Origin of the sequence: Undibacter mobilis, from assembly GCF_003367195.1 — a bacterium.
Lineage (GTDB): Bacteria > Pseudomonadota > Alphaproteobacteria > Rhizobiales > Xanthobacteraceae > Pseudolabrys > Pseudolabrys mobilis.
The window spans coordinates 377510-401958 of record NZ_QRGO01000001.1; the positions used below are offsets into that span (position 1 = coordinate 377510).

General features: G+C 64.4%; 22 protein-coding genes. 5 read left to right on the forward strand and 17 right to left on the reverse strand.

Annotated features, from left to right (window positions below; all coding sequences use genetic code 11):
- Positions 1-83: 83 nt before the first annotated feature.
- The 7 genes from DXH78_RS01770 to DXH78_RS01800 all read right to left on the reverse strand — a co-directional run bounded on the left by DXH78_RS01770 (position 84) and on the right by DXH78_RS01800 (position 11055).
- The gene (locus tag DXH78_RS01770; RefSeq protein WP_115515453.1) at positions 84-1415 is read right to left on the reverse strand and encodes an ABC transporter substrate-binding protein; all 1332 of its coding nucleotides are present in this window, start codon (positions 1413-1415) and stop codon (positions 84-86) included.
- Positions 1416-1535: 120 nt separating this feature from the next.
- A complete protein-coding gene (locus tag DXH78_RS01775; RefSeq protein WP_115515454.1) occupies positions 1536-2612 on the reverse strand; it encodes a branched-chain amino acid ABC transporter permease in 1077 nt (358 codons plus the stop codon).
- A gap of 77 nt (positions 2613-2689) precedes the next feature.
- Positions 2690-3646 carry a branched-chain amino acid ABC transporter permease gene (locus DXH78_RS01780; protein ID WP_210209491.1) on the reverse strand — a complete coding sequence of 319 codons (957 nt, stop codon included), beginning with the start codon at positions 3644-3646 and terminating at the stop codon, positions 2690-2692.
- Positions 3647-3655: 9 nt separating this feature from the next.
- Entirely contained in the window at positions 3656-4459 is an 804-nt protein-coding gene (locus DXH78_RS01785) for an ABC transporter ATP-binding protein (protein ID WP_115515455.1), read from the reverse strand.
- Complete coding sequence (locus DXH78_RS01790; protein ID WP_115515456.1) at positions 4456-6426, reverse strand: AMP-binding protein; 1971 nt, start codon at positions 6424-6426, stop codon at positions 4456-4458. Before DXH78_RS01790 ends, DXH78_RS01785 begins: the two co-directional genes overlap by 4 nt.
- A gap of 362 nt (positions 6427-6788) precedes the next feature.
- On the reverse strand, positions 6789-7463 hold the full coding sequence (locus DXH78_RS01795) for a Crp/Fnr family transcriptional regulator (RefSeq protein WP_115515457.1): 675 nt from the start codon (positions 7461-7463) through the stop codon (positions 6789-6791).
- 109 nt (positions 7464-7572) lie between these two features.
- The gene (locus DXH78_RS01800; protein WP_115515458.1) at positions 7573-11055 is read right to left on the reverse strand and encodes an indolepyruvate ferredoxin oxidoreductase family protein; all 3483 of its coding nucleotides are present in this window, start codon (positions 11053-11055) and stop codon (positions 7573-7575) included.
- 270 nt (positions 11056-11325) lie between these two features.
- Here DXH78_RS01800 and DXH78_RS01805 point away from each other — a divergent pair, with 270 nt between their 5' ends.
- The gene (locus DXH78_RS01805) at positions 11326-12189 is read left to right on the forward strand and encodes an OmpA family protein (protein ID WP_115515459.1); all 864 of its coding nucleotides are present in this window, start codon (positions 11326-11328) and stop codon (positions 12187-12189) included.
- A gap of 78 nt (positions 12190-12267) precedes the next feature.
- On the opposite strand, the gene DXH78_RS01810 is transcribed toward DXH78_RS01805, so the two are convergent.
- From DXH78_RS01810 to DXH78_RS01835, 6 genes are all read right to left on the reverse strand, one after another.
- Positions 12268-12549 (reverse strand): EscU/YscU/HrcU family type III secretion system export apparatus switch protein, encoded by a 282-nt coding sequence (locus tag DXH78_RS01810; RefSeq protein ID WP_115515460.1) that lies wholly within the window; start codon positions 12547-12549, stop codon positions 12268-12270.
- Complete coding sequence (gene fliK / locus DXH78_RS01815) at positions 12546-14039, reverse strand: flagellar hook-length control protein FliK (RefSeq protein WP_115515461.1); 1494 nt, start codon at positions 14037-14039, stop codon at positions 12546-12548. Before fliK ends, DXH78_RS01810 begins: the two co-directional genes overlap by 4 nt.
- An 86-nt stretch (positions 14040-14125) precedes the next feature.
- Complete coding sequence (locus DXH78_RS01820) at positions 14126-15349, reverse strand: acyl-CoA dehydrogenase family protein (protein WP_115515462.1); 1224 nt, start codon at positions 15347-15349, stop codon at positions 14126-14128.
- 11 nt (positions 15350-15360) lie between these two features.
- The gene (locus DXH78_RS01825) at positions 15361-16140 is read right to left on the reverse strand and encodes an SDR family NAD(P)-dependent oxidoreductase (protein WP_115515463.1); all 780 of its coding nucleotides are present in this window, start codon (positions 16138-16140) and stop codon (positions 15361-15363) included.
- 50 nt (positions 16141-16190) lie between these two features.
- Complete coding sequence (locus DXH78_RS01830; protein ID WP_115515464.1) at positions 16191-17564, reverse strand: TRAP transporter large permease; 1374 nt, start codon at positions 17562-17564, stop codon at positions 16191-16193.
- Positions 17551-18084 carry a TRAP transporter small permease subunit gene (locus DXH78_RS01835; RefSeq protein ID WP_115515465.1) on the reverse strand — a complete coding sequence of 178 codons (534 nt, stop codon included), beginning with the start codon at positions 18082-18084 and terminating at the stop codon, positions 17551-17553. Before DXH78_RS01835 ends, DXH78_RS01830 begins: the two co-directional genes overlap by 14 nt.
- An 83-nt stretch (positions 18085-18167) precedes the next feature.
- On the opposite strand from DXH78_RS01835, the gene DXH78_RS01840 reads away from it, so the two are divergent.
- The 4 genes from DXH78_RS01840 to DXH78_RS01855 all read left to right on the forward strand — a co-directional run bounded on the left by DXH78_RS01840 (position 18168) and on the right by DXH78_RS01855 (position 20454).
- On the forward strand, positions 18168-18641 hold the full coding sequence (locus tag DXH78_RS01840; protein ID WP_115515466.1) for a nucleoside deaminase: 474 nt from the start codon (positions 18168-18170) through the stop codon (positions 18639-18641).
- A 36-nt stretch (positions 18642-18677) separates the two neighbouring features.
- Complete coding sequence (gene nthA / locus DXH78_RS01845; RefSeq protein WP_115515467.1) at positions 18678-19310, forward strand: nitrile hydratase subunit alpha; 633 nt, start codon at positions 18678-18680, stop codon at positions 19308-19310.
- Complete coding sequence (gene nthB, locus DXH78_RS01850) at positions 19307-19966, forward strand: nitrile hydratase subunit beta (RefSeq protein WP_115515468.1); 660 nt, start codon at positions 19307-19309, stop codon at positions 19964-19966. Before nthA ends, nthB begins: the two co-directional genes overlap by 4 nt.
- A gap of 98 nt (positions 19967-20064) precedes the next feature.
- Positions 20065-20454: a nitrile hydratase accessory protein gene (locus tag DXH78_RS01855; RefSeq protein WP_115515469.1), complete on the forward strand. Its 390-nt coding sequence runs from the start codon at positions 20065-20067 to the stop codon at positions 20452-20454.
- Here the strand turns inward: DXH78_RS01855 and DXH78_RS01860 are convergent.
- The 4 genes from DXH78_RS01860 to DXH78_RS01875 form a co-directional block, all read right to left on the reverse strand.
- Positions 20428-21468 (reverse strand): NAD(P)H-dependent flavin oxidoreductase, encoded by a 1041-nt coding sequence (locus DXH78_RS01860; RefSeq protein WP_115515470.1) that lies wholly within the window; start codon positions 21466-21468, stop codon positions 20428-20430. The genes DXH78_RS01855 and DXH78_RS01860 overlap by 27 nt on opposite strands.
- A 104-nt stretch (positions 21469-21572) precedes the next feature.
- The gene (locus DXH78_RS01865) at positions 21573-22676 is read right to left on the reverse strand and encodes a nickel/cobalt transporter (RefSeq protein WP_115515471.1); all 1104 of its coding nucleotides are present in this window, start codon (positions 22674-22676) and stop codon (positions 21573-21575) included.
- Positions 22677-22721: 45 nt separating this feature from the next.
- Positions 22722-23372, reverse strand: coding sequence for a DUF1007 family protein (locus DXH78_RS01870; RefSeq protein WP_115515472.1), 651 nt, complete (start codon positions 23370-23372; stop codon positions 22722-22724).
- Between the two features lie 78 nt (positions 23373-23450).
- Positions 23451-24407: a cation diffusion facilitator family transporter gene (locus DXH78_RS01875; protein WP_115515473.1), complete on the reverse strand. Its 957-nt coding sequence runs from the start codon at positions 24405-24407 to the stop codon at positions 23451-23453.
- Positions 24408-24449 lie beyond the last annotated feature (42 nt).

The window sequence follows — 24449 nt, forward strand, 5'->3', positions numbered from 1 at the left end:
AAGGATGAGGGCGTTTACTCGGCCCCTCGCCCTCGAGACGCGCCTGACGGCGCTCCTCAGGACGAGAGGATCCATTCACAACCTCACGACGACTTGTCGCAAGGCTCCGTGCGCTTCGGCCAGCCGGTGTTGGACTCGACATAGGCCTTGGCGGCCGCCTCGATCAGCGGGCGCACCTTATCCTTCATCGGCTCCATCCAGTCCGACGACTTCACCCACTTGGTGCCGTCCCACGTGGCCATGAACACCTTGTGATGGCCGTTGTGATCGGTGCAGGACGTGCGCACCGGCGAGGCAAAGCCCGCGGCGCCCATTTCCTTGAGACGAGCCTCGGTGATGTCGAGTTGCTCAAGGCCACGCCGCACATCTTCACCGGTCACAACCTTCTTGCCGGTGATCTTCTGCGCGGTGCGGATCGCTTCCGCGATCAGCATCGAGTTGTAGACACCACGGTTGTAAAGGTTCTCGCCGACCTTTTCCTTCTGGACCTGACTCTTGCCCTTATCGACCACGAACTTCTGGATGTCCTTGATCACCGGGAAGTCGGTGCCGACCGCGTGGAAGTCGAGCGACGAGTAGCCCTTGGCACCGTCGCCGGCCGGACGCGCGTCGTCATCGCCGCCGGCCCACCAGACGCCGATCAGCCTGTCCATCGGAAAGTTGATCTTGGCGGCTTCCTTCACGGCCGTCGGGTTCATCGCACCCCAGCCCTGCAGGTAGATCCAGTCCGGACGATCGCGGCGGACATTGAGCCACAGCGACGACTGGTTCTGCATTTCCGAGGCCGGCACCGGATAGAGCTTCAGTTCGAAGCCGTATTCCTTGGCCAGCGCTTCGAGCAGCGGGATCGGCTCCTTGCCATAAGGCGCGTCGAGATGGACGAGGCCGAGCTTCTTGCCCTTGAGCTTGTCCAGACCGCCTTCCTTCTGCGCCGCGAACTTCACGAACACCGACGCGCCATCCCAATAGGTCGCCGGCGGGTTGAACACCCACGGGAAGTTGGTGCCGTCAGCCGAGGCCGACAGGCCGTAGGCCATCGACAGCACCGGGATCTTGTCGACCGCGGCCTTGGGGATCAGCTGCAGCGTGATGCCGGTCGAGTAGGGGTTGGTAATGACCGGCTTCTTACCCTTCGAGGCCTCGTAGCACTCGACGCCCTTCTTGGTGTCGTAGCCGGTTTCGCATTCCTCGATCGCCAGCTTGACGCCGCCGATGCCGCCATCGCGCTCGTTGAGCATGGTGAGATAGTCCGACATGCCGTTGGCAATCGGAATACCGGAACCGGCGAACGGGCCGGTGCGATACGTGAACAGCGGAACGTAGATCGTGTCCTGCGCCTGCGCGGGCGGCGCGACGAAGTCGCCGCCGATCAGCGCCGCAATAGCGGCACCGAGTACGAGATGCTTCTTACGCATCGTTTCCCTCCTTTGTTTCCCTCCGAGGCCCGCGGCGGTTGCCGCGGCTCGACTTATTGGCCCCGGATGGGGCTGTTTCCGGCCCCTTACCGGGGCGGAATTGGAAGAGAGTGTGCGCCTTCAATACGGGAAAGGCCACACCCGCAATTTCTGCTTTCCGATCTGCCAGAGCCGCGCCAGACCGTGCGGTTCGACGATCAGAAAGACGACGATCAGCGCACCGACGATGATGAAAGTGAGGTGCTCAACGGTTGCGGCATGCAGCGGAACGCCCAGTTCCGCCGGAACGAAACGCAGGATGATCGGCAGGATGTAGATCAGCGCCGCGCCGAAGAACGAGCCGATCAGGCTGCCAAGCCCGCCGATGATGACCATGAACAGGATGGTGAAACTCTGATTGATGTTGAACACCTCGGCTTCGGCGCCGCCGTACCAGAGGAACACCATCATGGCGCCGGCAACGCCGCAGTAGAATGACGACACCGCGAAGGCGAGCAGCTTGGTGTTGAGCAGGCGAATGCCGATCAGCTCGGCAGCGATGTCCATGTCACGCACCGCCATCCACATGCGGCCGATGCGGCCGCGGATGAGGTTGGAAGCGAGCCAGGTCATGACGATGACAATCGCCAGCACGATGAGGTAACGCGTGACCGGCGCTGAATTGGGCCCGGTGATCGGGACGCCGAACAAGGTCCGCTGCGGCACCTCGATGGCACCGGAGACATTGTAATTGAACAGCCACGGCACGCGGATAAAGCACCAGGACAGGAAGAACTGCGCGGCCAACGTCGCCACCGCCAGATAGAAGCCCTTGATGCGCAGCGACGGCAGGCCGAACAGCACGCCGACCGCAGCGGAGAAGAAGCCCGAGCAGACGATCCAGACGATGACGTTCACACCCGGGAACGAGGTCGTCAGCTTGTAGCAGGCAAAGGCGCCGACCCCCATAAAGGCGCCTGTGCCGAGCGACAGCAGACCGGTGTAGCCGGTGAGCAGGTTCAGCCCGATAGTGGCAAGTGCGAAAACCAGGAACGGTGTCATCACCGCCTGCAACAGGAAGTCGCTGCCAAACAGCGGAATGATGACGGCGGCGATAAACAGGATGACGCCGACGCCGATCCTATCCTGAAGGATCGGGAACACCGCCATGTCCTTGGTGTAGTCGGTCTTGAACTGGCCGGCCTCGCGGTAAAGCATGGGCTATTTCTCCGTCATTCCGGCGCGCGAGCGCGGCGAGCGAACCCGGAATGACAATGTGGAATGGCTCATCATCGTCATATTCTCTCGATGATCTTCTCGCCGAACAGGCCCTGCGGCCGATACAGCAGGAACAGAAGGGCGATGAAGTAAGCGAGCCAGCTCTCAATGCCGGAGCCGAGCAGCGGGCCCCAGTAGAATTCGCCCAGCTTCTCACCAATGCCAATGATGAGGCCGCCAACAATGGCGCCGGGAATAGAGGTGAAGCCGCCGAGGATCAGCACCGGCAGCGCCTTCAGCGCGATGATCTGCAGCGCGAAGGACACTTCCGAGCGCGCGCCCCACATGATGCCCGTGGCCAAGGCCACCACACCGGCGGCGAACCAGACGATCACCCAGATCTGCTCCAGCGAGATGCCGACCGACAACGCCGCCTTGTGGCTGTCAGCGACCGCGCGCAGCGCACGGCCGACGCGGGTTTTCTGGAAGAACACGGCGAGCGACGCCACCATCGCCGATGCGATCACGGTCGCGGCGATATCGATCTTCTGCAGCGACACAAAGCCGCCAAGCATGTTGATGTCGATGGTACCCTTGGGCAGGCCGAGCTCGCTGGCGATCATCACCTTCGGATTGCCGCCGAACACCAGTTCGCCGAGGCCGATGAGGAAGTATGTCAGGCCGAAAGTCGCCATGAACAGGATGATGTCGGGCTGGTTGACCAACGGTCGCAGCATCAGCCGCTCGACGCCAACCGCAAGCGCGAACATCACGGCGACGGTCATGGCGAGCGCGACATAGGCGGGCACGCCCTTCTCGTGGAGGCCAACCAATGTCAGCGCCGCGAACACCACCATGATGCCCTGCGCGAAATTGAAGACACCCGAGGCCTTGAAGATCAGCACGAAGCCGAGCGCGATCAGCGCATAGAGCACGCCGGCCACGAGGCCATCCCACAATGTCTGCACCAGCAGGTCAGGCGCCATGCCCATCTGGACAAAGGGGTCGATGAAGATCTTGTAGAGGATGTCCATCGCAGGCCCCTAATGCGCCACGCCGAGATAGGCGTCGATCACCGCCTGATTGCGCTTGACCTCGTCCGGCGTGCCATCGGCGATCTTGATGCCGTGGTCGAGCACGACGACCCGGTCGGAGAGATCCATGACCACGCCCATGTCGTGCTCGATCAGCGCAATCGTGGTGCCGTAGTATTCGTTGACGTCGAGGATGAAGCGCGACATGTCCTCCTTCTCCTCGAGGTTCATGCCGGCCATCGGCTCGTCGAGCAGCAACAGCTCCGGCTCCATGGCGAGCGCGCGGCCGAGCTCGACGCGCTTCTGCAGGCCATAAGGCAATCGGCCGACCGGCGTGCGGCGGATGTCCTGTATCTTCAGGAAGTCGATGATCTCCTCGACGAAGCGACGGTGCTCCACCTCTTCGCGCACGGCCGGACCGTGACGGAAAACCTGCCAGAAGAAATTGACATGCATCTTCAACGTGCGGCCGGCCATAATGTTGTCCAGCGCCGACATGCCGCGGAACAGCGCCACGTTCTGGAATGTACGGGCGATGCCGCCGGACGCCGCCTCGTAAGGACGCATGCGGCTGCGCGTCCGCCCCTTGAAAGTGATGCGGCCCTGCTGGGGATGGTAGAAGCCGTTGATGACGTTGAGCATCGACGTCTTGCCGGCGCCGTTCGGGCCGATGATGGCGCGGATCTCGCCCTGGCGGATGTCGAACGACACGCCGCTGATCGCCTTGACGCCGCCAAAGGCCAGCGACACATCCTCCACCGCGAGCAACACGTCGCCAATGCGGGCCTTCGGTGAACCGTCTGGCGCTCTCATGCCGCCTTCTCCAGCGCGGCAGATGGCTCGACCTTCATGTCGCGGATCTTGACACGGGCGCTGATGATGCCCTTGCGGCCGTCCTCGAAGGTCACTTCAGTCGAGATATCGGCCTCGCTCGACCCGTCATAGAGCGCGTTGATCAGCGGCGCGTAACGTTCGGCGACGAACCCGCGGCGGACTTTCTGCGTGCGCGTCAATTCGCCGTCGTCGGCGTCGAGTTCCTTGTGCAGGATCAGGAAGCGCCTGACCTGCGCACCGGCCATCACCTTGTCGGCCGCCAGCGAACGGTTCACTTCGGCAACGTTCTTTTCCAGCATGTCGTAGACCAGCGGGTGGCCCGCGAGTTCCTGGTACGAGGCATAGGACACGTTGTTGCGCTCGGCCCAGGAGCCGACCGCGGTGAGGTCGATGTTCAGCATCACCGTGACGAAGTCGCGGCTGTCGCCATAGGCCACCGCCTCGCGGATGTTCGGGAAGAACTTGAGCTTGTTCTCGATGTATTTCGGCGCGAACAATGTTCCGTCGACAAGCCGGCCGACATCCTTGGCGCGATCGATGATCTTCAACTGCCCGGTCTTGTCGTCGAAGAAACCGGCATCGCCGGTCTTTACATAGCCATCCGGTGTCATCACTTCCGCGGTCTTCGTTGCATCCTTGAAATAGCCGGTGAACATGCCCGGCGACCTGAACAGCACCTCACCATTGTCGGCGATCTTGATGTCGACATGCGGCGCCGCCGGTCCGACCGTGTCGGAATAGATGGCGCCGTCGGGCTGGCAGGTGACGTAGAGGAAGGCTTCGGTCTGGCCGTAGAGCTGCTTCAGATTGAGCCCGATCGAGCGATAGAAGGCGAACAGGTCCGGCCCGATCGCTTCGCCCGCGGTATAAGCGGTGCGCACATATGTGAAGCCGAGCACGTTCTTCAGCGGGCCGTAGACCAGAAGATTGCCAATGCCGTACAGGACGCGGCCAAGCAGCGGCACCTTCTGGCCGTTGAGAATGCGCTCGCCGTATTGCCGCGCGATGCCGATGAAATAGTGGAACAGCTTGCGCTTGAAGGGGCTCGCGTCTTCCATGCGGATCATGACGCGGGTGAGCAATGCTTCCAGCGTGCGCGGCGGCGCGAAATAGAATGTCGGGCCGATCTCGCGCAGGTCCGCCATCGCCGTATCGGCGTTTTCCGGGCAGGCGGTGCAGAAACCGGCGACCATGCCTTGGGCGAAATTGAGGTAGTGATCGCCGACCCAGGCCAGCGGCAGATAGGCCAGCGCCACATCGTTCTCGTCGAGATGATCGAAGTTCACGGTGTCGGTCGCCGCCGCGATCGAGCGCTCGCCCGACAGCACTACGCCCTTGGAGGTGCCGGTGGTGCCCGACGTGTAAAGAATGATGGACGGATCGGAGCCCTTGGTCGCGGCAATCTCGTTGTCGAGCCATTCGCCGAGCGCGGCATCGGCGGCCAGCGCCGTGCGGCCGTCGGCGATCACGTCTTCCATCGACCGCAGCCGGCTGTGGTCGTAATCGCGCAGCCCCCGGGCCTCGTCGTAGAACATCCATTCAAGGTTCGGCAGACGGTCCATCACCGACTGGATCTTGTCGACCTGCTCCTGATCCTCGACGGCGGCAAAACGCACGTCGGCATGCTTGAGCACGAAGGCCAATTCGTCGGCTACGGCGTCGGCGTAGACCGGCACCGGAATGGCGCCAAGGGCCTGCGCCGCCAGGATCGACCAGTAAAGTTTCGGCCGGTTGGACCCGATGATGGCGACCGCATCGCCTCGCTTGACACCGAGCCGCGACAAACCGGCGGCATAAGCGCGCACAAGGTCGAGCGTCTCGCTCCAGGTCCAGCTCTGCCAGATGCCGAGATCCTTGTGCCGCATGGCCGGCCGCGCCGCGAATTCGCGAGCGTTCAACGCAAGCAGCTTCGGAAACGTGTCCGCGCGCGCGGCGGTATTCGCCACAGCCAATCCTCCCAATGACCGCGCGATTGGTTCATCGCGCCGGCCGCATTTCCCCTCGCGCCCCTTTTCGGGTCGTCTTGGTTTGCCTCGATAAGAAAACACCACCCGATGCCGGTCAAGCCTTTGGCGGTCCGGTATTGGGCTGCAGCAGGCGTCTAAGCCATTCCGCAGCTTTGCGAAGTTCTCTTATTTCAACGATCGTTTTCGCGATGCAGTGTGAAGCGAAACAGCCGTGCAGAGAACAGGCCGCTTGACAGACAAGACGGGGCCTTGTTGGCTATGTGAGCCGGGATGTCGACTCTTATGTCGCGCCGCACAATCCCGGCAACGATCAGCCAGCAAAAATCTGCACTTGGTCGCGCTCAGGCGCCGTAGCGCGAGAGCCGTTCCGCATCCAGCACGGTGATGCCGCCATGCTCGATGCGCAGCAGACCCTTCTTTTCGAGAGTCTGCAAACTTTTGTTCGCCATCTGCCGTGACAGACCCGACAGCAGCCCAGCCTCTTCCTGCGAAATTTCCAGATGCGGATCCGGCTTGTGATACAGAACCGGATTGAAGAGCCAGGCAATGCTGCGCGCCAGCCGCGCCGCTGCATCGAGACTGCGATCGTATTCGACAAAGGCAATGAACTGGCCGAGGCGCTCATTGAGCTGGCGCACCAGGAAGCGATTGAAGCCGACGCTGTTCTCGAACAGCCACATGAAGGTCGCGCGCTCCATCAGCGCCAGACGGGTGTCGCGCAGCGCGACGAGATCGTATTGGCGCAGCTCATTCTTGAGCACGGTACCTTCGCCGAACCAGCCGCCAGTGCGCATGCCGGCAAGCGTGACGGCTTTACCGGAGCGCGAGATCGCGGCGATCTTCAACAGCCCTTCCGAGACGCCGGTCCAGGCGTCGAACCGATCGCCGCGGTGAAAGACATAAGCGCCCTTGGCATAGGACTTCTCGACGATACCGCGGCGCGCCCGCTCGAACTCCTGTTCGGGCAGCTCATGGGACCAGAATGCAATGCGCCGCAGATGATCGCCTGAGATCACGAATCCATGTCCTTCAGCAGCCGGGCTTCGGTTGCGTGCAATGCAGTATGGCGCTGATCGAGGCGGTAACCAAGCGGCGTGCGCGTTTAGCCGCTGGTTGACGACGGCACTATTCTGCCGCTTTGAGGAAAGCCGCGGCGCCGGAGCGGAATTGCTCCCACAACCCCTGCTCTTCGGCCTGCGCGATCTTGAGCGAGCGCGCCTTGACCGGACCGTAGCCGCGGATTTTCTCCGGGATGGAGGCAATCGCCACGGCAGCCGGGTAGTTGGCCGGCGTCAGATCAGCAGCCAGGGTCTCGATCTTGGCAAGGTAGTCGGTCACCAGCTTGCGTTCGGTGCGGCGCTCCTCGGTATAGCCGAACGGATCGAACGGCGTGCCGCGCAGGATCTTGAACTTCGCCAGCACACCGAATGCCTTGAGCATCCACGGCCCGAAGGTCATCTTCTTCGGCTCGCCGGTCGACGGATCGTGTTTGGCGAGCATCGGCGGCGCGAGATGGAATTCGAAGCGCAGATTGCCGGGAGCGAACTGGCTCTTCACCCGCTCGACGAAACCGGTATCGGTATAAAGGCGAGCGACTTCATACTCGTCCTTGTAGGCCATCAGCTTGAACAGATAGCGCGCGACCGCGTCCGACAGCGCACTCTGGCCCGGCGCCTTCTCGGCTTCCGCGACGACGATCTTCTCGACTGCTGTGCGATAGCGGCGAGCATAGCGCGCGTTCTGATAGGCTGTGAGGAAGGCAACGCGGCGGTCCAACGTCTCGCCAAAGCTCTGCGACAATTTCAGCGAGTCGTTGTCTTCCGTCGGCGCCGGCGTGATCAGCTTTTCCAGCGCCGCCGGATCGACCGCGGCACGGCGGCCATAGCGGAACGCCTGGATGTTCATCTTCACAGCTTCCCCGTTCATCTCGATCGCCTTCTCGATCGCCTCGGGCGACAGCGGCAACGCGCCGTTCTGATAGGCGTAACCGAGCATGAACATGTTGGCGCCGATCGAATTGCCGAGCAGCGCTGTCGCAAGCCGCGAGGCATCGATGAAATGACTGTTGTCGCGCCCCGCCGACGAGACTATGGCGCGCTTGAGACGTTCGGTCGGCAACGAGAAGTCTGCATTGCGGGTGAAGTCGCCCGGCAGGAACTCGGCGGTGTTCACGATCATCCGGGTGTTGCCCGGTTTGACCGCTCCCAGCACCTTCTTGTTGCCGACGACGACGATATCGCCGCCGAGGACAAGATCGGCGCCGGCCGCCGACACGCGGATGGCGTGGATGTCGTCCGGATTATTGGCGATACGGATGTGGCTATAGACCGCACCGCCCTTCTGCGCGAGGCCGGCCATGTCGATAATGCCGACGCCCTTGCCTTCCAGATGCGCCGCCATGCCGATGATGGCGCCGACGGTGACGATGCCGGTGCCACCTACACCGGTGACGATGATGCCGTAGGGATGGTTGATCAGCGGCACGCTCGGCGACGGCAGCGCCGTCCAGTCTGCCGGTTCGGCAATCGCGTCGGCCTTCTTCGGCTTGGCGCCGTGGACCGTCACGAATGACGGACAGAAGCCCTTCACACAGGAGAAGTCCTTGTTGCAGCTCGACTGATCGATGGTGCGCTTGCGGCCCCATTCGGTGGCGAGCGGCTGAACCGAGACGCAGTTGGACTTGACGCCGCAATCACCGCAGCCTTCGCAGACGAGATCATTGATGACGACGCGCTTGTCCGGATCGGGGAAAGTGCCACGCTTGCGGCGACGGCGTTTCTCGGCAGCACAGGTCTGGTCATAGATCAGCACGGTGACGCCGGATACCTCGGCCAGCTGCCGCTGCAGCATGTCGAGCTCGTCGCGGTGATGCAGCGTCAGCCCCTTGGGCCAGTCGGTGTCCTTCGGATACTTCCATGGCTCGTCGGACACGACGATAACGCGCTTGGCACCTTCAGCGGCGACCTGCGCGGCGATCTGCGGCACGGTCAGCCCACCCTCGTGATGCTGACCGCCGGTCATCGCCACCGCGTCGTTGTAAAGAATCTTGTAGGTCATCGTCACGCCGGACGCGATCGCAGCGCGGATGGCGAGATAACCGGAGTGATTGTAAGTGCCGTCACCCAGATTCTGGAAGACGTGGTCGCGCTTGGAGAACGGCGCCTCGCCGATCCAGTTGGCGCCCTCGCCGCCCATCTGCGTGAAGCCGAGCGTTTTGCGATCCATCCACTGCGCCATGTAATGGCAGCCGATACCGGCATAGGCGCGGCTGCCTTCCGGCACGCGCGTCGACGTGTTGTGCGGACAGCCCGAGCAGAAATAGGGCACGCGCACGGCGACGTCGCCGGTTTCGGCCAGAGCGCGCTGCGCGCCCTTCAGCCGCACCACATGCGTCGCAAGTTCGTCATTGACGCCAACATGCTTGAGGACGCGCTCGCCGATACAAACCGCGATATCATTGGGATCGAGCGCACCTTTGACCGGGAACAGCCAATTGCCGCTCTCATCCTTCTTGCCGATACAGACCGGCTGGTTCGGCATGCCGTACAGCTCTTCGCGCACCTGCACTTCGATGAGCGAGCGCTTTTCCTCGACCACGATGATGAGGTCGAGACCGCGAGCGAATTCGACCAGTTCCTCGCGTGGAATCGGCCACGGGCAACCGATCTTGAACAGGCGGATGCCAAGATCGTTACACTTGATCTCGTCGATGCCGAGTTCGTCGAAAGCCTGACGCACGTCGAGATAGGACTTGCCGGTGGAGATGATGCCGATCTTCGGGGCGCGGCCGCCGGTCGTGATCATCTTGTTGATCTTGTTGGCCCGCACGAAGGCGAGCATCGCATCGCGCTTGTAGTCGTGAAGGCGCGCTTCCTGTCCAAGAACAGTATCGACAAGGCGGATATTCAGACCGCCTTCCGGCACGACGAAATCAGGCGGCGTTACGATCTGAAGGCGCTCGAGGCTGCCGTCGACGATGCCGGTCGATTCGACCGTGTCGTGCATGCACTTGAGAGCGGTCCAGGCGCCGGTGTAGCGCGACATCGCCCAGCCGAGCTGGGCATAGTCAATGATCTCCTGAACGCCGGCCGGGTTCAGGATCGGGATCATGACGTCGACAAAATGGAATTCGGACTGGTGCGCCGTGGTCGAAGATTCGGCGGTGTGGTCGTCGCCCATCAGGGCAAGGACGCCGCCATGCTTCGAAGAGCCGGCAAGATTGGCATGGCGGAAGACGTCGCCGGAGCGGTCAACGCCCGGGCCCTTGCCGTACCAGAGGCCGAAGACGCCATCGAACTTGCCCTCGCCGCGCAATTCGGCCTGCTGGGTGCCCCAGAGCGCAGTGGCGGCCAACTCCTCATTGAGGCCGGGCTGAAACTGGACGTCGGCCGCCGACAGATGCTTGCTGGCACGAGCGAATTGCTGGTCGAGGCCGCCCAGCGGCGAGCCGCGATAGCCGGTCAGAAAGCCGCCGGTGTTCAGGCCGGCCCGACGGTCGCGCTCCTTTTGCATCAGGATGGCGCGGATCAGGGCTTGGTAGCCGGTGACCAGGACATGGGTCTGGTTCAGGTCGTATTTGTCGTCGAGGCTGACCGGTCGGAGCGTCATTGAATGGCCTCCCGCCGGGCCTTCCGGCCCACGCCGTGACTGGCTTGAATACGATACCGGCTTCGCACGACATTCATATAGGCACTCGAGGCCCGAGGCAAAACCAGTCCGACCAGCCTATCCCCCGGAACTTGCGGGTCAATTTCGTTTTCTGGGGCGGCTCTAAAAGGAAATTTCCACGGCCGCGGCCCCGGCGCAGTTTCCAGGCGACAGACAGCCGCGGCCGTATAAACTTTTGATAAAGGGGCCGATCGAAACGGGGAGGTGGCGATGGCGGGGGCAGCACTGGCGGCCGGCACGGCAGCGGTTCTGGGAGCGGTCGTAGCAGTGGCCGGTACCGCATATGTGATGTGGAATTCGACAGCGGACCAGCGCACGAAACTGTTCGCGCAAATCGAGACGCTCAGCGCCAAGGTCGACAAGACCAGCGCCGCGCTCGCTGACCTCACCCGGACGCCGGCAGCCGGCGGTCCAGATATCGCCCTCGCCGCGATGTCGGCCAAGCTCGACGCCGCCAACAAGTCGCTCGCGGCGCTCAGCGCCAAGATCGACTCGACCGACAAGGCGCTCGCCGACCTCAAGAGCGCAACCTCGGCGCAAACGCAATCGCTGCAGCAGACAAAGGCTTCGGTCGACAGCATCAAGACGACGGCCGAAGCGCAGAAGGCGGCGCTCATCGCCATGAGCACGCCAACCACCACCGTCGCCAAGGACACCGCGCAATTGGACATGAAGGCGCCGGCCGAGCGCGAATTGATCGTCGTCTATGTGCCGCAGGCGGCCACGGCGGCCGCTTCCGCACCGCCCGGACTGTCCGTGCGTTTCGACAGGACCGCCAACGCCAATATGCAGACTCAGAAGCTCGGCGCCGATCTCAAGACGATCATCGGGGCGCGCAAGAGCTGCGTTGTGACCGTGGCCGGCTATGCCGACACGCTCGGCAGCGATCAGACCAACCTGGCGGTGTCGCGTGAGCGCGCGCAGATCGTCGCCAACGGCCTGCGTTCGGCTTTGCCCGGCGTCGAGGTCAAGGAAGTCGCCTGGGGCGAGCGCAGCCTCGCCGTGTGGACGCCGGACAACAAAATCGAAATGGCCAACCGCCGCATCGACGTCAATGTCGAGTGCAAGGGGTAGGCTTTACCTGTCATTCCGGGACGCGCGTAAACGCGCTGGTGCGCCCGTGCCCCGGAATGACGGACGAAATATCTTCCATTACTTCCCCGCCGCCAGCTTGCCCGAGGTGCGCAGGATATAGGACAGCACCTCGGCGACGGCGCGGTAGAGCTTCTCGGGAATTTCCTGATCGAGCGGCAGTTTCGACAGCGCCGCGGCAAGCTGCGGATTTTCCACCAGCGGCACACCGTGATGGCGAGCAATCTCCAGCATTCGTTCGGCCAGTTCGCCCTTGCCGATGCCGGTGACGCGCGGCGTGGTTTCCCGGTCATATTCGAGGGCCACAGCGAGCGGTGGTTTCGGCGTGCTGTCGTCGCTCATGACGCGCGGTTCACGAACTGGCCTTGCGGCGCCGTGACCCTGGTCTGATCGTGACTGAGGCAATGCAGATCGCCGGGCTCAAGATTGGCCTGCGCCAGCGCGGCCTTGAGCGAGCCGATGTCCTGTTGCAAGGCGGCGGCGCTTTCCAGCTTTTCCGCGACCAATGTCGCGCTGGTCCTGCCGCCGATCTGCGCCACCCGCGCGCGCACGGGGCCGATCGGCTCCATGTCGACGGCGAAGCGCACGCTCCATATCGGTGCCTCGGCTTCGCGCTGCGGCGCGTCGCGCTCGATCTGAATCTGCACCACGGTGGTGCCTTGCGGCGTGACCAGCGGAATATCGAACACCAGACGCTGCGTGTGATCGTCGGGCGGATGCGCCGGCTGTTGCGCGGCCGGCAATGACGCGATCTGCAACATGACGTGGCGGGCGATCGCGGCATCGGCCTGCCCCAGCACCGTCATCGCCGCTTCGCGCAAGCTCGCGCCGGCGATGGTCGCGGGCATCGGCGGCTGTGCCACCGGCAAGGCGCCACGAAACGGCGGTGGCAAAGGCTTGCTGCGACCGGCAGCCGGAGCGCTGTCGACACCGAGGAAGGCCTTCAATGCATCGCGCAGACTTTGCACCGCCATCTTGACCGCGGCGTCGGCCAATGCCGCATCCGGCAACAGCGCGCCGAGCGGAAGCACGGACGACGCGCTCGGCAATTGGGGAACGGCCGCAGAGCGTAAACCGAGCAACGCCTGGGCGGCGTTGCGCACAGCCTCCGGCAAATTCGGCTGTGCCAATAGCGTCTCAAGATTATCCGACACGGCCGGCAATCCGGCTGAGCGTGGCGCGGCCACCGGCGGCGCGAGGATCGTCTCCGCTTCGACCAGCATCGCCATGGCCGCCTGCTGCACGTTCGCTCCGACCGCCGGAGACATTGGCGCAGACGCAGCCGGTGTCGCTGCCGGTGTGGACACCGAGACCGGCGTGGGCGTCGCGGCCGTCGAGACCGTCGCGGCTCTCGCAGCCGCCGGCGCATCACCAAGACCGAGCAGGCCCTGCAACGCCGTGCGCAAATCCTGCAAAGCCGACTTGATGTTGGCATTGGGTGTCAGGCCTTTGGCCTGCACCGCTTCGACAAACAGGCCGGAGCGGCTGATGGCCTGGCGCAGCGTGCCGCCCTCGATCGCGGTACCCGACAGGCGCAGATTGAGCAGCGTCTGCGCCGCGTTACGCGCGGCGTCGGGCAGATCGCTGCGCCCGATCAGCGCCTCGAGATTGGCGAGAAGCGGCGCGAGGCCGTTCTGACGCACGGCGGCGGCGCCGAGCGCCTGAGACAATGCCGCGATCAGGGGATCGAGCGGCGGCGCTTGCGCCCCAACCGCGGAAGCCGCCGCGGCGGAGGCCACACCGCCACCGCCATTGCCGACAACAGCCGACGGCTCCGGACGCTGGCCGGTCGCGGCGTAAGACAGGCCGGGCTGCACGGGCGGAACGGACATCCAGGGCCCCCATGATTCGGCAATAATCCAATCTAGCCGAATTCACAGGCCGGCGCGCGGGTTCCCGCCGCTGCCCCCTGGCTCGCCTAAGGCGCGTTCCTGCGCCCCTCTCCGGGACCCCAGGCCCAGAAATCCTGGCCTTCGTCGCGCATGAACTTGGCGAGCACCATCATGTGGACCTCGGAAGCGCCATCCACGAGCTTGGCCGAACGGGCGTAGCGATAAAGCCACTCGACGATGGTGTCCTTGGAAAAACCACGGGCGCCCTGAAGCTGGATCGCGACGTCGGCGGCCTGATGCAGCGCATTGGCGACATGCACCTTGGCCATCGACACCTCTTTGCGCGCGCGGCCGCCCTGATCGAGCATCCAGGCCGCATGCATCGTGAGCAGCCGCGCGATCTGAATCTGCTGCGCGACTTCGCCGAGCTTGATCTGCACGCTCTCGCGATCGGCCAGCCGGACGCCGAAGCCTTCGCGGCTGGCAATATACTCCTGCGCAATCTCGACGCAGCGCTTGGACCAGCCGGTCCAGCGCATGCAATGCGTCAGCCGCGCCGGGCCAAGGCGCACCTGCATCAGCCGCAAGCCCTCGCCCACATTGCCGAGCACGTTTTCTTCCGGAATTTCGAGGCCGTCGAATTCCAGCTCGCAGTGGCCGCCATGCTCCTCCGGTCCCATGATCTCGATGCGGCGCAGGATGCGCCAGCCCGGCTGATCCTTATGAAAGAGAAACGCGGTAATGCCCTTGCGGGCATCGTCCGATGTGCGCGCCATAAGGATGAAATGCGATGCGCCGTCGGCACCGGTGATGAACCACTTGCGGCCATGGACGACATATTTGCCGCCCTTCTTTTCCGCACGTGTGCGCATCATGGTCGGATCCGAGCCGTTGCCCGGCGCCGGTTCGGTCATGACGAAAGCCGAACGCACCTTGCCGGCGACGATCGGCGCCAGCCATTTGTCCTTCTGCGCCTGCGTGCCGACCAGACGCAGCATGTTCATGTTGCCGTCGTCCGGCGCCATGCAGTTGATCGCGAGCGGGCCGAAGACCGAGCGCGCGGCTTCCTCGTAGATCGCCGCCCAGGCGACCATCGGCAATTCCATGCCGCCGTATTCCTTCGGGCTTTGCGGCGCCCACAGGCCGAGCTTGCGCGCCTTCTCGCGCACCGGCTCCAGCCGCTCATGCGGAATGTTCTCGTGCTCGGCAAAATTCGCCGGGTCTTTCTCCAGCGGCAGCACGTCTTGCGCAATGAAGGCGCGCACCCTGAGGCGCAGCTCTTCGTGTTCGGGGGAGAGAGAGAAGTCCATGGTGTTCCTCTTTATCCTTTAAGCTGCACCACCTGCCCGCCATCGACGACGATGGTGGCGCCGGTGATGTAGCGACCGGCATCCGATGCCAGCAGCAAGAGCGCGCCATCGAGATCGCCCTTCTCGCCGAAACGGCCCATCGGGATGTCGCGCTTCATCGCATGACCTGCCTCGCTGTTGAGGTAGGTGTCATTGATCTCGGTCACGAACCAGCCCGGGGCGATGGCGTTGACACGCACGCCCTTGAAGGCGAGTTCGATGGCCAGCGCCTGCGTCGCCTGCACCACCGCCGCTTTCGCCACCGCATAGGCGGCCGTGCCTTTCGACACGCCGAAGCCGAGAACCGAGGCGATGTTGACGATGGAACCCTGCTGGCCAGCGGCGATCATGCGGCGGGCGCCCTCCTGCGCCCAGTAGAACACGGCATCGAGATCGACCGACAACACGCGGCGCCATTCCTCGACGCTGACCTCGACGGCGCGCAACGGCTTCTGCGCCACGCCGGCATTGTTGACGAGGATGGTCACGGTACCGAATGCCTTTTCCGCAGCGTCGAACGCCGCTTTCATCGCGGCCGGATCGGTGACGTCGGCCTCGATGGCGACGGCCCTGGCGCCGGCCGCCTCGAGTTCGGCGCGGAATGCTTCGAGCCGTTCAGCGCGGCGCGCGACCAGCGCCACCGATGCGCCGTTATCGGCCAGCGCGCGGGCGAATTGCTGACCCAGACCCGACGACGCGCCGGTGACCAGCGCGACGCGGCCCGCGAGACTGAACATGTCGGCGGCTTTCATGGCGCTTCCTTCCTTATCCCTCCCCCGCAGGGGAGGGATTAGTAAATCATCTACCGCCCATCAAACGCGTGCGGCAGCGCGGTGGCAAGAGCCGGCCAGAACCACAGCACCACCAGCGCAACGAGCTGGATGGCGACAAACGGGATAATGCCGACATAGATGTGCCGCGTCGTGATTTCCGGCGGCGCCACGCCGCGCAGGAAGAACAAGGTCGGGCCGAGCGGCGGGTGCATATACGAGGTCTGCAGGTTCACCGCGATCATGATGCCGAGCCAGATCGGATCGATGCCCGGCAGCTTCAGAAGCGCCGGCGCCACGATCGGCACCACGACGAAAATGATTTCGAAGGCGTCCATGACGAAGCCGAGCAGGAACACCGCCAGCATCACGATCAGCACCGCGCCGTTGGCGCCGCCCGGCAGATCGGTGAGCGCGCGCGCCACCATGTCGTCGCCGCCGAGCGCGCGGAACACCAGGCTGAACAATGTGGCGCCGATCAGAATGAGGAAGATCATGGCCGTGATCTGCGCCGTCTTGTCGACCACCGGCCGCAGCATCGGCGCAAGCGGCGCGCGCCGCCACGCCAGCAGGATCGAACCGACGGCACCGACCGATGCGGCTTCGGTCGGTGTCGCGATGCCGAACAGGATCGAACCCAGCACGGCGACAATGAGCACTACGGGCGCCAGCAATATTTCGAGCAAGCTGCCTTTGGGCGCGTCCCCGGTCGCGACCGCAGGCGCGCTCGCCGGCTTCAGCCAGGCGACGGCCGCGATATAGACAAGATAGAGAACGACCAGCAGCAGCCCCGGCCCCAGCGCGCCGGCGAATAGATCACCAACGGAGACGACATCCGGCGCGAACGAACCCTTGGCGAGTTGCGCCGCCTGAAAGGCGATGTTGATCTGGTCGCCGAGCAGGATCAGCACGGTCGATGGCGGCACGATCTGCGCCAGCGTCGCCGAAGCCGCGACGGTGCCGGAGGCGAGCCGCGGATCATAGCCGTGGCGCAGCATCGACGGCAGCATGATCAGGCCCATCGTCACCGCGGTGGCGCCGACGAGACCGGTCGAGGCCGCGAGCAGCGCGCCAACCAGCACCACCGCGTAACCGAGGCCGCCCCGCAGCGGACCGAACAGCCGGCCGACGCGTTCGAGCAATTCCTCGGCGATACGCGACTGCTCCAGCATCACGCCCATGAAGATGAACATCGGCAGCGCCAGCAGCACGTCATTGGTCATGACGCCATAGATGCGCTGCGGCAGCGCGCCGAGAATGGCGATGTTCATCAGCCCGAGCGCGTCACCCAGCAAGGCGAAGGCCAGCGACACGCCGGCCAGCGTCAACGCCACCGGATAACCGATCAGCAGCGCGCCGACCGCCGCGGCGACGAGCAGGATGGACAATATTTCAGGAAGCGACATGGGATTCGTCTTTGCGATGCGGGATCGCGGTGCGCAGCACGGCGATGCTGCGGATCGCCTGAGCGAAGCCCTGCAGCGCCAGCATCGCGGCGAACACGGGAATGAGCGTCTTCAGCACGAAGACCAGCGGCAGCCCGCTCGCTTCCTGCGAGCGCTCCAGGATCGCCCACGACCGCATGGCGAACGGCAGCGACAACCACAACAGAGCCAGTGCGAACGGCATCAGCAGCAACAGCGCGCCGAGGAGATCGATAAAGGCACGGGCGCGCGGCGACGCGTCGGCATAGAAGACGTCGACGCGCACGTGACCGCCGCTGCGCAAGGTCCAGGCCGAGGCCAGCAGAAACAGCGCGGCGTGGCCATAGACGACGCTTTCGGTGACCCATATCGAGCCAATACCGAACAGGTAGCGTGCCACTACGAGCGCGAATTGCAGCAGCACGATGACAAGTGCCAGCCATGCAACACTGCGGCCGATAAACGCCGAGAGGCCGTCGATTGTGTCCGCGATCCGGTTCATGATGCTATGATGGCATAGCAGCCGGCGGCGCGCGATGCGATCCCGGCGCGGAAGAGCGCCTGAGTTTTTTGGAAGCATCTGGGATGTCCACGACCGATGAAGACCTGCTGCGGCTCGCTTTCGATGTCGCCGAACGCGCCATGGACAATGGCAACCACCCATTCGGCGCCGTGCTCGCCGGACCCGACGGCGAAGTGCTGCTCGAGGTCGAAAACGGCTACCTGCCCGACGGCGACATGACCGGCCATGCCGAGCGGCTGCTCGCCACGCTCGCCTGCAAGACCTTCGAGCCGGAAGAACTGGCCGACTGCACCATCTATTCCTCGGCCGAGCCCTGTGCGATGTGCGCCGGCGCCATCTACTGGGCCGGCATCGGCCGCGTCGTCTACGGCCTGTCGGAGGAACGGCTGAAGACCATGACCGGCAATCACCCGGAAAATCCGACCTTGTCCCTGCCCTGCCGCACCGTGTTCGCCGCCGGCCAGCGCAAGGTCGAGGTGATCGGGCCGCTGCTCGAGGACGAGGCCGCGGAACTGCACGAAGGCGTGTGGGAATAGCTTTCGCACGGACCCGTGGCGCATTAGACTACGGCCATGGCCCACGATCACGACCACCACCACGATCACGAGCATTCCGAACTGTCGGAGACCCAGCTGCGCGTCCGCGCGCTGGAGACCATCCTGACGGAAAAAGGCTACGTCGATCCCAAGGCGCTCGACGCCATTGTCGAGATGTACGAGACCAAGATCGGCCCGCGCAACGGTGCGCGCGTCGTCGCCAAAGCCTGGACCGACCCGGCCTTCAAGCAGGCGCTGCTCGCCGATGCCACGCAGGCGATCAACACGCTCGGCCATGTCAGCCGCACCGGCGATCATCTGATCGCGGTCGAGAACACACCGCAGCGCCACAACATGGTCGTCTGCACGTTGTGCTCCTGCTATCCGTGGGAAATGCTCGGCCTGCCGCCGGTCTGGTACAAGGCCTCGCCCTACCGCTCGCGTGCCGTGAAGGATCCGCGCGGCGTGCTCGCCGATTTCGGCGTGACGCTGGCCAAGGACACCGAAATCCGGGTTTGGGATTCGACCGCCGAAACGCGCTTCATCGTGTTGCCAATGCGGCCCGAAGGCACCGACGGCTGGAGCGAAGACAAACTCGCCGAACTCGTTACCCGCGACTCCATGATCGGCACCGGTCTGCCGAAGAAGCCGGCGGAGATGAAGTCATGAACGGCGTTCATGACATGGGCGGCATGGACGGCTTCGGCAAGGTCGAGCCGGAGGCCAATGAGCCGACCTTCCATCACGAATGGGAAGGCCGCGTCATGGCCATGGTGCGCGCGATGGGCGCCAATGGCGGCGTCAATATCGACTCGCAGCGCTTTGCCCGCGAGTCGCTGCCGCCCGAGGTCTATCTCGCCAGCTCCTATTACAAGAAGTGGTTCCTCGCGATCGAGAACCAGCTCGTCGAACGCAACATGGTCGGCGCCGACGAACTCGAAGCTGGTCATTCGCTGCACCAGAGCCCGCCGCTGCCGCGCGGCAAATTCACGCTCGACGACGTCAAGCGCTGCGAGACGCGCGCTAATTTCGATCGACAGCCCCAAGGTCCGGCCAGCTTCAAGCCGGGCGACAAGGTGCGGACGAAGAACATCAACCCGCTGACGCATACGCGCCTGCCGCGCTACGTGCGCGGTCATACCGGCGTGGTCGAGCGCATCAATGGCTGTCACGTGTTTCCCGACACCAATGCGCACTTCAAGGGCGATCATCCGCAGTGGCTCTACACGGTGGTGTTCGACGCCCGCGATCTGTGGGGCGACGATGCCGACCCGACGCTGAAAGTGTCGATCGAGGCCTTCGAGCCCTATCTGGAGAAAATCTAGCTGTCATTCCGGACGCCGAGCACTGCGAGGCGATCCGGAATCCAGCGCTGGATTCCGGGTTCGCCGCTACGCGGCGCCCCGGAATGACGAGGAAAACAATGACGAGCATCGACCCCGCCGCCGCCCGCCGCGCCACCGAAGAAGTGCCAAGCATTCCTCGCGACGGCGACGGCCCCGTGTTCAAGGAGCCGTGGCAGGCGCAGGCCTTCGCCATGGCGCTGGCGCTGCACGAGCGCGGCGTTTTCACCTGGCCGGAATGGGCGGCGACACTGTCGGACGAGATCAAGCGCGCGCAGGCCGCGGGCGATCCCGACACCGGCGAGACGTACTATATGCACTGGCTGGCGGCGCTGGAGCGGCTGGTCGCCGAGAAGGGCGTCGCCTCGCGCGACACCCTGCACGAATATCGCCATGCCTGGGAGCACGCCTGCGATCGCACGCCGCACGGCAAGCCGATCGAATTAACGCCCGCCGATTTCCATCACTAAGGTGCGCATCAGTTCGGCCGCCGGCATTTCGCGCGCCCGCGTCACGCCGCGCCCCGCCCATAGCGAGATGTAATCAGGCAAGCCCTTCTTGCCGGACTCCGTGCGCATGGCGCGCGTGAGATCGTTCTGCTGGCGGAACGGCAGCACCGCCACGCCGTCGCATTCGTCGATGAACAGATTGCGCAGGCCGCGGGCGGCGCGACCGGAATAAACGCGCGTGATCACGGTCGTATCCTTGCGCGCGCGCAAGGCCTGCCGGTAAGGCTCGGGAATGCCGCTCTCCGGGCACAGCAAAAAAGCGGTGCCGAACTGCGCCGCCTGCGCGCCGGCATCGAAGGCGCGCTTGACGTCGGCGCCGTCCATCAGGCCACCGGACGCGAACACAGGCAGCTTCGTCGCAGAAGCAATGGCGCGGGTGAGGTCGAGCGTCGGCACCATCGATTCTTCCGCGCTGCGCAGAAAGGTGCCGCGATGGGCACCGGCTTCCTCGCCCTGCGCCACGATGGCATCGACGCCGGCCTCGGCCAGCGCCCGGCCCTCTTCCAAAGTCGTCGCGGTGCCGCAGGTCGGGATGCCGGCCTTGCACAGCCGCGCCAGCGCATCGGCCGACGGAATGCCGAAAGTGAAAGAGAACAGCGCCGGCTTCGCTTCGATCACCGCGGTGAGTTGATCGTCGAATGGCGAGGCCGGATTGGGCGGCAGCACCGGCGGCGCGAGGCCAAGCCGTTCATGCGCTCTCGCCACCACCGCGAGCATCGGCGCCGGCTCGACGACGCGATCCGGCTCATAACCGCCGGCGAACAGATTGAGCGCAATGGGTTTGTCCGTCAGCGCGCGGATGTCCTTGACGGCGTCGAGGATCTGCTGCGGCGACAAATAAGCCGCGCCGAAGGAGCCGAGCCCGCCGGCATTCGACACCGCCGCGACCAGCGCCGGGGACCCGGCCCCGCCGGCCATGGGCCCGAGCACCACGGGATGACCGACACCGATGCTGCGCAGAAATTCACCCGGCATGAGGCTCTCCCTGTTTCGCGCAAACTAGTGGCGCGGCGCGCAGCCTGCCATTCTTGTTCGACGATGGCAGCCTCAAAAATGCGCGAGGGGAAGATTGACCTGCGTCAAACCCCGATCATGCGCTCGCTCACCATGTAGCCGGTGAGCAGCAGCACGCCGAAGGCGACGATGGCAACGGCGGCGGCCGCCTCAAGACCACGCAGCAGCAACAGGCCGCCGCCGGCTTTCGACGCCGCGATCTTGCCGGCGACGCCGCGGGCCGCGACCGCCAGCATGGCAATGGCGGAGACGGTGATGGCGGTGCCGAGACCCATGACGAAGGTCGAGGCGATGCCGATCCAGAATATGCCCTGCGCCAGCGCAAAGACGAGGACGATGATCGCGCCCGAACAGGGCCGCAGACCGACGGCGACCACGGCGGCAAGGCCGCGGCGCAGCCAGTGTTTGCCGGTCAGTTCGCGCGGCTCCGGCGCATGAGCATGACCCCAGGCATGACCATCGTCGTGGTCGTGGTGGTGACCGTGGGAACACGCTTCGGAATGCACATGCGCGGGGTGATGGTGGTCATGATCGTGCCCGTGATCGTGATGATGGTCATGGCCGTGCGAGTGACCATGCGCGTGGGCATGAGCGAGTTGCGGCGCCTGCTGCGGCACCAGAAGCTTCAGGAAAGCCCGGCCCTTGACCCAAACCAGCCGCAGCCCGATCAGCACGATCAAGCCGTAGCTGACGATCTCGACGAAGCGCACGGTGTCGCCCATGACCTTCGACGTCGCGCCCAGCAGCACCGCGGCCACCGCCACGATGACCACCGCGGTCACCGCCTGCAGCACGGCCGAGATGAAGGAGAGCACAATGCCGCGCTTCCAGGTTTCATTGTTGGCAACGAGATAGGACGAGATCACCGCCTTGCCGTGGCCGGGACCGGCGGCATGGAAGATGCCGTAGGCGAAAGAGATGCCCATCAGGCCGAAGGCCGCGGTGCCGTCGGCCTTGGAGGCGCGGATCGCACCCGACAGCATGCGGTAGAACTCGGCCTGCTTCATCAGGATCCAGCCCGTGAAGCCATCGAGCGACTGCGGCGCCGGGCCCGCCGACGCGCCGAACGGCGCGGCGGATGCCGCATCGATGAGGCCGGCGACGGCCAGAACGATCGCGAGAAGCAAAAGCGATTGCGTGAGGGCAGAGCGCCGCGCGAACCATGTCATGGAAGGTTTCCCCGGATCGCCGCCCCGCGATCGATCAGATTCGGCTCAAGGACAGTGAACGAGAATTCTGTTGGCGAACTCGGCGCCGATGGCCATGCTGACATTGGGCTGATCGACGGGTATCTGGCTGAGCGCCTTGCCTTCGGCGAAGGTCATTTCGCGCGGCAGCACGACATCGAGCTTGCAGTGCGCCGGCGCATCGACAAGCTTCGCCGGGTTCTGCTTGGCAAACGAGAAATCGACGAAGATCGTCGGATCGTAAACCTCGACCTGCAACTCCCTGGTCTTCACCGGATGCTCGAAGGGCAGCGTCAGGTGCAAGGTCAGCACCGCGTCCTTCCATTCGAGATAATAGCCGGGGGCGGGCTCCTTGAGCTTCACCTTCTTGCCGTCGACCTTCACGTAGGTGAAGTAGTCGTATTCCTTCAGCGACTCGACATTGACCTGCGCCAGCGGCTGCAGCTCCTCGCGGGTGAACTCGCCTTTGACCTTGCTCTCATAACCCTGCGTGGCGAAGGCCGAGAACATGTCATCGAAGGCCCAGGCGTGGCGGATGCCGGTGATGGTGCCGTCCGGCGCGTAAACGAGCTCGGTCTGCATCGTCACCCAGACATGCGGGTGGGCGCGCGCCGGCTCGGCGACAATAATCATGCCGTAAACGGCGGCCAGTGCGGCAAGAAAGCGGGAGCCGGTCATGTGGTTCCTGTCAGACCCGAACAAGGCGCCACCATTAGCACAGTCTGCGGCGGAAACGGGGCGGCGGCCAAAACACGGCTAACGGCGGGCGTTGGCATCGCAGGCGGTCTCGCAGGTGCCCTTGTCCGCCGTCTCGACCTGAACGGTGCAATGGCCGATGCCGAAACGGTGCTCCAGCTCATGGGCAAGCCTGTGCAGGAAGGCGTCGCCGGGATGGCCGGCCGGCGTGACGAGATGCGCCGTCAACGCGTTCTCGGTGGTGCTCATGGCCCAGATGTGCAGATCGTGAACGCCCTGCACCTCGGGCAGACCTTGGAGATAGCCGCGCACGACGGTGGGGTCGATTTCGCGCGGCGCGGCGTTGAGCGCGAGGCGCAGCGAGTCACGCAAAAGCCGCCAGGTGCCGACCAGGATCACGGCGGAAATCAGCAGGCTCACTGCGGGGTCGAGCCATTGCCAGCCGGTCAGCCAGATGCCGAAACCAGCGGCGATGACCGCGACCGACACGGCGGCGTCCGCCACCATATGCAGGAAAGCGCCGTGCATGTTGAGATCGGACTTGCTGCCGTGGCTCAACATCCAGGCGGAGGCGCCGTTGACGACGACGCCGAGCGCGGCCAGCAACATCACCGTGCCGCTCGCCACCGGCTGCGGCGCCGCGAAGCGTTCGATCGCCTCATAGCCGATGACGGCCACGGCTGCGACCAGCAACAGGCCATTGGCCAGCGCCGCGAGGATCGAGGCGGCGCCCAATTGATAAGTATAGCCACTCGACGGACGCCAGCGTGCAACCGCGAAGGCGACCCAGGCCAGTATCAGGCCCATGACGTCGCTGAGATTGTGACCGGCGTCGGCGATCAGCGCGAGCGAATTGGCCCACAGGCCGAAGCCGAACTGCGCTGCGACCAGCGCAACGTTGAGAGCGGTGGCGATCGCGAAGGTGCGGCCGAAATTGGTCGGCGCATGATGATGCCCGCCAATACCGTGGCTGTGAGAATGGGTGTGATCGTGGGAATGCGAATGGTCGTGCGGCATGCGACAGAAATAGCGCGGCGGCCAATGGATACTAGAACGTAA